Raw genomic sequence first — 6,839 nt, 5'->3', positions numbered from 1 at the left:
TACTCCTTGTGTGTGTTGCTGTATTAATACAGAAGGAGTAGCGAAAACGCAAGCTGAAGCTGACAAGACGCTCGACGGTTCATCGCCAAGTGTCTAGAACCATTGGCAGGGGGCGGCGCAGCATCTTTGGGGAAAGGCGCGTACCATCAGCAAGATCGGGATGCAGGAGCTCGCGGAGCTCGCTGGAGTGTCGGTGTCCACGGTGTCACGGGCGCTGGCAGGAAAGACGATCATCAACGCCAAGACGCGCGAACGCGTGGTCGAACTGGCGCGCCTGCACGGCTTCAAGCCGAATCAGGTCGCCCAGAATCTCCGCCTGCGTCGTGCGCAGGCGATCGGCGTGGTCATGCCGATGGGCCATGAGGTCGATCAGCACCCGTCCGATCCGTTCTTCATGACCATGCTCGGCTATCTCGCCGATGCGCTGACCGAGCGCAATTTCGACCTGCTGCTCTCGCGCGTCATTCCGTCAGGCGATCACTGGCTGGACGATCTGCTCGATTCCGGGAGGGTGGATGGCGCGATCGTCATCGGCCAGTCGGACCAGATGAAGGTGCTCGAGGCGGCCGCCGAGCGGCACCGCGCGCTGATGGTCTGGGGCGCGCGGATCGAGGGCCAGCGCCATGTCACCGTGGGGTCGGACAATGTCCGCGGCGGATTGATCGCCGGACGGCACCTCATCGAACGCGGCAAGCGCAAGCTGCTGTTCCTGGGCAATCCTAGTCCGCCCGAATTTGGCCAGCGCCAGCAGGGATTCCTCCAGGCCTGTGCCGAGGCAGGGCTGTCGCACAGCGTGCATACGCTGCCGATCCATCTCACGTCCGAGGCTGCCTATAGCGCGGCGAGCGCGTTTCTTGACGAAAATCCCGGCATCGACGGCATTTTCGCATCCTCGGATGTGGTGGCGATGAGCGCGCTAAGGGCGCTGTCCGAGCACGGCCTGTCGGTACCGGGCGATGTTGCTGTCGTCGGCTATGACGACATCATGCTGGCGGCGCACACCAATCCGCCGCTGACCACGATCCGCCAGGACCTGCAGGCCGGCGCGAAGATGCTGGTCGACATGGTGTTCCGCCAGATCGATGGCGAAATCTGCGAACCGGTGCAGCTCGAGCCCGAACTGATCGTCCGCGCGACGAGCTGAACCCGACAGCGCTCGCCAGCGGCGTCCGCTGGCGCGCGCTCAGATACTCGCGATGCGCTTGACCACGCCATCGTGGTCATTGTCGTCGCCATCAGCCGCGTTCAGATCAGCCAGATCGATCCAGCACAGGTCGTGGTGCGTCAGCACGCGGCCATCATGCGCGCGGATCGAGATCGGCTGGATCGGACGGCGATCGCGCTCGTCGACCAGCACCGGGTTGGACGGCACGCCGCTTTCCCATTTCTCGCCCCATTGGCGCAGCGCGATCATCGTCGGCAGCAGGTCCAGCCCCTTGTCGGTCAGACGATATTCGATCTTGCGCCGATCATCGACACAGGGCGCTCGCTTGAGGATGCCGCTTTCGACCAGGCGGGTCAGCCGGTTGGACAGGATGTTGCGGGCAATGCCCAGCTCTTCCAGAAATTCCTCGAAATGGTGCAGCCCATTGAACGAGGCGCGCAGGATCATGAACGACCAGCGCTCACCCATCGTCTCGAGCGCCTGAGGCAGGCTGCAACAGGCCGCAATCTCGGCCAGCGGTTCGCGCAGTTTGTTGGGGTTGCCGTGGGTCATGATCATCAAATCCAGTTTCAAACCGCCATCTTATCGAAAAATGCGGCCTTGCCAATGAAAATTCAGTTTCTAGTTGCAACTCGAAACCTATTCGTATAGGTAGTGATTCGCAACTGAAATTGCACCCCGCCGATTTCCTCCCCGGGAAAACCGTTAGAAAGGACACGCCATGCCCCGCTTCACCAAGACCCTGACCCAGATCGCTTTTGTCGCCGCCGCCTCGCTTTCGAGCATGGTGATGATGCAGGCGAGCACCGCCAGCGCCCAGGCTCCGGGCAGCAGCTATTTCACCGCAGAACTCGCCGCGCCCGTCGAAAAGACCACCAAGATCATCCAGGGCGTCGTGTGGCAGTGCGAAGGCACCGTCTGCACCGGATCGAAGGCGACCTCGCGCCCGATCAACGCCTGCACGCGCCTTGCTCGCAAGATGGGGGATGTGACCGCCTTTACAACCCGCAGCGAAGCGATGGCCGGCGAAGAGCTCGCTACCTGCAACGCCAAGGGCTGATCGATCGAACCGCTTCCGGTCGGGTGGCAGGACCTGCGATACTCCCACATCGCATGACCCTGCCGCCCGGCAAACCTGCCGCGCCTGTGCGAGAACCCCCTTGATGCCCTGGTCCCTTGCCCCAAGCGACCCCGACCATGGCCCCTCGCACAGGCGCGTTTTTCTGTTGCAATTGCTTGCAAAGCACCGACATTCACCAGGTGCTTAGACAATATGAACTGGTAGAACGGGTCAAGGAATACGACCCCGATGCGGACGAGGCGCTGATCAACCGCGCCTATGTGTTTTCCGTGCAGAAGCATGGCAGCCAGAAGCGCGCCAGCGGCGACCCGTATTTCAGCCATCCGATCGAGGTGGCAGGTCTGATGACCGACCTGAAGATGGACGTCGAGACCATCATCACCGCATTGCTGCACGATACGGTCGAGGACACGCTGACCACGATCGAGGAGGTCGAACGGCTCTTCGGCCCCAAGGTGGCCGAGATGGTCGACGGCGTGACCAAGCTTTCCAAGATCGAGGCGCAGACCGAGAACGAGCGCGCGGCCGAGAACCTGCGCAAGTTCCTGCTCGCCATGTCGAACGACCTGCGCGTGCTGCTGGTCAAGCTGGCCGACCGGCTGCACAACATGCGCACGCTCAAGTTCATTTCCAGCGCCGACAAGCGCAAGCGCATCGCGCGCGAGACGATGGACATCTTCGCGCCGCTCGCCGAGCGCGTCGGCATGTACGAATATATGCGCGAGATGCAGATGCTCGCGTTCCGCGAGCTCGAACCGGAAGCCTATGAAACGATCTGCGGTCGGCTCGACCAGATCAAGGCGAGCGGCGAGAACCAGGTCGAAACCATCGCCGAATCGCTCAAGACAGAGCTCGCCGCGCACGGCCTGACCGCCGAGATCAGCGGTCGCGAGAAGCACCCCTATTCGATCTGGCGCAAGATGGCCGAGCGGCACGTGTCGTTCGAGCAGATGACCGACATCATCGCCTTCCGCGTCATCGTCGACAGCATCGACGACTGCTATGCCGCATTGGGCCATATCCACCGCAAGTGGAAAATGATCCCCGGCCGGTTCAAGGACTATATCTCGACCCCCAAGCGCAACGGCTATCGCTCGCTGCACACCGCGATCATCCACGGCCAGTCGATGCGCGTCGAGATCCAGATCCGCACGCACGAGATGCACCGGCAGAGCGAATTCGGTCTCGCGGCGCACTGGGCGTACAAGCAGGGCGGGACGCGGCCCGACGGCCAGGCCGGATGGATTCGCGACCTGATCGAGATTCTCGACACCGCGCAGGATGCCGACGAGCTGCTCGAGCACACCCGCATGGCGATGTATCAGGACCGCATCTTCGCCTTCACGCCCAAGGGCGCGCTGCACCAGATGCCCAAGGGCGCGACCGCGATCGACTTCGCCTATGCGGTGCACACCAACCTCGGCAACAAGGCGGTCGGCGTGCTGATCAACGGACGCAACCTGCCGCTGCGCACCCCGCTCGCCAATGGCGATATCGTCGAGATCCTGAAATCCGAAGGCCAGGAGCCGCAGACCAGCTGGCTCGGCTTCGTCACCACCGGCAAGGCGCGCGCCGCGATTCGCCGCTATGTCCGCGACAAGGAGCGCGACGAGACCATCGCCATCGGCCGGGTGATCTACGACGAGATCGCCGGGCGCCTGCCGGTCAAGATCGGCAAGAAGGCGCTCAAACAGGCGCTCGAACGGCTCGGCATGGACGACGAGTCCGAGCTGATGCTCGCGGTAGGCAAGAACCAGATCAGCGATGTCGATCTGATGGATGCGCTGGTCCCCGGCAGCAGCAGCGAACAGGCCGCGCTGCGCGAATTCCCGCGCCAGGACCGGGCGATCTCGATCCAGGGGCTGACCCCGGGCGTCGCCTTCCAGCTTGCCGAATGCTGCCACCCGGTGCCCGGCGACCGCATCGTCGGGCTGCGCCGCCAGGGCCAGCATATCGAGGTGCACACCATCGATTGCCTCAATCTGGTCAGCGGGGTCGATGCCGACTGGATCGACCTGTCATGGGGCGGCGATTCGGATGGCGCGACCGCGCGCATCCGCGCGATCCTGTACAACCGGCCGGGCACGCTCGCCGACATGGCGGGCATTTTCAGCCATCACAAGGCGAACATCGTCAACCTCAAGCTGACCAATCGCGACCAGCCGTTCCATACCTATGAATCGGACCTGGAAGTGCACGATGTCGGCCATCTGATGCAGATCATCATGGCGTTGCGCGCGTCGGAATCGGTGGCGCGGGCAGAGCGTATCTGACCCGCGATACCGGGCTCAGGCGAGGCTGACGAAGCTGTCGATCACCCGCTTGCGCCCTGAATTCTCGAAGTCGATCTCCAGCTTGTTGCCTTCCTTCTCGGCGACCAGCCCATAGCCGAATTTCTGGTGGAACACGCGCGTGCCGATCTCGACATCGCTGCGCCCGGCATTGCCCAGGCTGATCGCGCTCGACCGCGCTTCGGCGACGCGCTGCGGCATCGCGTTGAAGCCGCCGGGCACCTGCGCCGCGCGCTGCCAGCCGGGGCCGCGCCGCGCCGCGCGCTCGGGATCGCGCGCCAGATGCGCGAACGGATCGTCGCGTTCGGACAGCCCTGCGCGCCACAGCGACGCGCCGCCGGTGAGCGAGCTTTCCTCCTCGACATGCTCGGCTGGCAGCTCGCCGATGAAGCGCGAGGGGATCGAGCTGGTCCACTGGCCATAGATGCGCCGGTTCGCCGCGTGCACGATCGTGCAACTCGCCCGTGCACGCGTGATCGCGACATAAGCGAGGCGGCGTTCCTCCTCCAGGCTCGCCATGCCACCCTCGTCGAGCGCACGCTGCGAGGGGAAGACGCCCTCCTCCCATCCCGCCAGGAAGACATGCTCGAACTCGAGCCCCTTGGCGCCGTGGATGGTCATCATCGTGACCTTGGCCTCGTCCGCCGCCGCCTCGTTGTCCATGACAAGGCTCACATGCTCAAGGAAATCCCCGAGGCTCTCATATTCCTCCATCGCGCGCGCGAGTTCGGACAGGTTCTCCAGCCGGCCCGAGGCCTCGACCGAGCGCTCGGCCTGGAGCACCTGGGTATAGCCCGATTCGTCGAGTATTTGCCGCGCCAGGTCCGCCGGGTTCATCGTTGCGAGCAGGTCGCGCCAGCGCGCGATGCCGCGCATCAGCGCGGTCAGCGCGGTGCGCGCGCGGGCGGGCAATTCATCGCTGTCCAGGATCTGGAACGCGGCAGCGCTGAGCGGCAGCCCGGTCGCGCGCGCCAGCCGGTGCACCTTTTCCAGCGCCTTGTCGCCCAGCCCTCTTTTCGGGGTGTTGAAGATCCGCTCGAACGCCAGGTCGTCCGCCGGCTGGTTGACCACGCGCAGGTAGGCGAGCGCATCGCGGATTTCGGCGCGCTCGTAGAAGCGGAAGCCCCCGATGATGCGATAGGGCATGCCGATCGCGATGAACCGGTCCTCGAACTCGCGCGTCTGGAACTGCGCGCGCACCAGGATCGCGGTCCGGTCGAGGCTGATCCCGCGCCGCGACAGGCTTTCGAGCTCTTCGCCGATCCGCCGCGCCTCTTCGGGCCCATCCCACACGCCGAGCACGCGCACCTTCTCGCCCGCATCGACCTCGGTCCACAGCGTCTTGCCGAGTCGGTCGCTGTTCGACGCGATCAGCCCCGAGGCCGCGCCCAGGATGTGCGGGGTGGAGCGGTAGTTCTGCTCGAGCCGGATGATCCGCGCGCCGGGAAAATCCTTTTCGAAGCGCAGGATATTGGCGACCTCCGCCCCGCGCCACGAATAGATCGACTGGTCGTCATCGCCGACGCAGCAGATATTCTTGCGCGCCTGGGCGAGCAGCCGCAGCCAGAGATACTGGCTGGAATTGGTGTCCTGATATTCGTCGACCAGGATATATTTGAACTTCTGCTGATATTGCTCGAGCACCGCGCGGTCGGTGCGCAGTAATGTCAGCATGTGCAGCAGCAGGTCGCCGAAATCGCAGGCGTTGAGCGCCTTCAGCCGGTCCTGATAGGCGGTGTAGAGCTCCTGCCCGCGCCCGTTGGCGTAGAGCTCGCTCTCCGCCGCATCGAGCTCGTGCGGGTTCAACCCCTTGTTCTTCCAGCGGTCGATGCACCCGGCGAGCTGGCGCGCGGGCCAGCGCTTGTCGTCGATGTCCGCCGCCTGGATCAGCTGCTTGAGCAGGCGCAACTGGTCGTCGGTATCGATGATCGTGAAATTGCTCTGCAGCCCGACCAGCTCGGCATGGCGGCGCAGCATCTTCGCGCCGATCGAATGGAAGGTGCCGAGCCACGGCATGCCCTCCACCGCCTCGCCGATGATCTTGCCGACGCGCTCGCGCATCTCGCGCGCAGCCTTGTTGGTGAAGGTGACCGCGAGAATCTCCGACGGCCAGGCGCGCCGCGTCGCGATCAGATGCGCCAGCCGCGCGGTGAGCGCCGCGGTCTTGCCCGTGCCTGCGCCGGCCAGCACCAGCACCGGCCCGTCCGAGGACAGCACCGCCTCGCGCTGCGGCGTATTCAGCCCCCGAAGATAGGCGGGGTCGCTGGCCGAGGGCGGCGGGAATTCGGAGGCGGGGGCGAGA

General features: G+C 64.6%; 5 protein-coding genes. 3 read left to right on the top strand and 2 right to left on the bottom strand.

The annotated features are described in order from the left end of the window. The first annotated feature begins 160 nt into the window (after window positions 1-160). Entirely contained in the window at window positions 161-1,144 is a 984-nt protein-coding gene (locus AX735_RS02025) for a substrate-binding domain-containing protein (RefSeq protein ID WP_066274836.1), read from the top strand. Between the two features lie 39 nt (window positions 1,145-1,183). On the opposite strand, the gene AX735_RS02020 is transcribed toward AX735_RS02025, so the two are convergent. Next, window positions 1,184-1,723 carry a winged helix-turn-helix transcriptional regulator gene (locus AX735_RS02020; RefSeq protein ID WP_060980240.1) on the bottom strand — a complete coding sequence of 180 codons (540 nt, stop codon included), beginning with the start codon at window positions 1,721-1,723 and terminating at the stop codon, window positions 1,184-1,186. Window positions 1,724-1,886: 163 nt separating this feature from the next. Between AX735_RS02020 and AX735_RS02015 the strand changes: the two genes are divergently transcribed. Both AX735_RS02015 and AX735_RS02010 read left to right on the top strand, forming a co-directional pair. Beyond that, window positions 1,887-2,225, top strand: coding sequence for a CC_3452 family protein (locus AX735_RS02015; RefSeq protein ID WP_066274834.1), 339 nt, complete (start codon window positions 1,887-1,889; stop codon window positions 2,223-2,225). Between the two features lie 200 nt (window positions 2,226-2,425). Then, a complete protein-coding gene (locus tag AX735_RS02010) occupies window positions 2,426-4,519 on the top strand; it encodes a RelA/SpoT family protein (protein WP_066274842.1) in 2,094 nt (697 codons plus the stop codon). A gap of 15 nt (window positions 4,520-4,534) precedes the next feature. Here AX735_RS02010 and AX735_RS02005 read toward each other — a convergent pair. Then, window positions 4,535-6,839, bottom strand: a 2,305-nt coding sequence (locus AX735_RS02005) for a UvrD-helicase domain-containing protein (RefSeq protein ID WP_066274832.1), incomplete at its 5' end; no start/stop codon positions are given.

The organism is Blastomonas sp. CCH1-A6 (assembly GCF_001556365.1).
GTDB lineage: Bacteria > Pseudomonadota > Alphaproteobacteria > Sphingomonadales > Sphingomonadaceae > Blastomonas > Blastomonas ursincola.
Note: the sequence above shows the minus strand (reverse complement) of the source record. Positions and strands in the feature narration are given on the sequence as shown.

Excerpts from the sequence above, each read along its gene's own strand:
- AX735_RS02025 (WP_066274836.1), top strand. The coding sequence starts at position 161 with ATGCAGGAGCTCGCGGAGCTCGCTGGAGTGTCGGTGTCCACGGTGTCA.
- AX735_RS02020 (WP_060980240.1), bottom strand. The coding sequence starts at position 1,723 with ATGATCATGACCCACGGCAACCCCAACAAACTGCGCGAACCGCTGGCC.
- AX735_RS02015 (WP_066274834.1), top strand. The coding sequence starts at position 1,887 with ATGCCCCGCTTCACCAAGACCCTGACCCAGATCGCTTTTGTCGCCGCC.